This window comes from Pseudonocardia halophobica (assembly GCF_027922425.1).
Lineage (GTDB): Bacteria > Actinomycetota > Actinomycetes > Mycobacteriales > Pseudonocardiaceae > Pseudonocardia > Pseudonocardia halophobica.
The window spans coordinates 1-945 of record NZ_BSFQ01000158.1; the positions used below are offsets into that span (position 1 = coordinate 1).

Annotated in this window: 1 protein-coding gene; it reads right to left on the reverse strand. The window is 66.2% G+C overall.

Features of this window, described 5'->3' with window-relative positions; all coding sequences use genetic code 11:
- On the reverse strand, positions 1-945 hold a 945-nt coding region (locus tag PKE99_RS37840), incomplete at both ends, for a penicillin acylase family protein (RefSeq protein WP_271215070.1).

Consider the following 945-nt stretch of genomic DNA (forward strand, 5'->3'; position numbering starts at 1 on the left):
GTATAGCAGCGGGAAGTACTGGCCGCGCGCCCACCCGTCGACCAGGTCGTCGAAATGGGGTGACGTCGGGTCGCCGGACTGTCCGGGGTAGTTCAGCGCAAGCGACCCGTCCCAGTCACCCACGTCGATCACTACGCGGAACGTCGATCCTCCTGTCTGCACGAAGGCAGAGTCGTAGGCCGTGTCGCACACCGTGTCCCCGCTTCCTCCACGAGGAATTGGCCCGACCTTCACCTCTTCGCCGGTCTGGTTGTCCGTGAGCCTGAGGGGATGACGCAGCACCGAGACGTGCAGTCGTCCCCAGGCCCACGTCGAGGGGTCGTCGCCCAGTAGTGATTCGCAGTCCGTAAACGCTGCCTTGAGCGAAGCAGTCATGACATGTCGCAGCGTGGTGGCCGCATCGGGTCCGAGGCGATCTGCAGGCTGCTCGAGAAGGCTGAGCAGGACCCGGGAGTCGGCGAGCAGCGATTCGTCGGGCGCGAGTCGGGCGAGTGCGTCGTCGACGTCCGCGTCCGGCAGAAGGCGATGGAGCACCGCGGCGAGCACCGCGGGTCGCAAATGGCGCCGATGCCACACCTCGAAGAGGGCAGCGGCCGCCGAGGTTGCATCGAGGACGCAGTCCCATTCCCTGAGCATCGCGAGACCAGGCGTGCCGTCGCCGTCGGTGAGACGGTCCAGCACCCGGATGATCCGTTGCGCGGGAAGGCTCGTCACGTCGCTTTGCAGCCGAGCGGCGTCATCGACCGACCGGACCAGTCCGTCCGAGATCGCCGCGTCGATCCGTTGCTTCCGATCTGGCGCGTACCAGTCGTGTGTCACTGTCTTCTCCACAGGATGGTCGGACGGGAGGTTCATCTCGTTCGCCGAAGCGAACCAGCCCACCTCGGGGTTCTCGATCCCGGGGAGTTCGTCAGCGTCGTAGAAGCCGTCCCACTCGTACCGCCC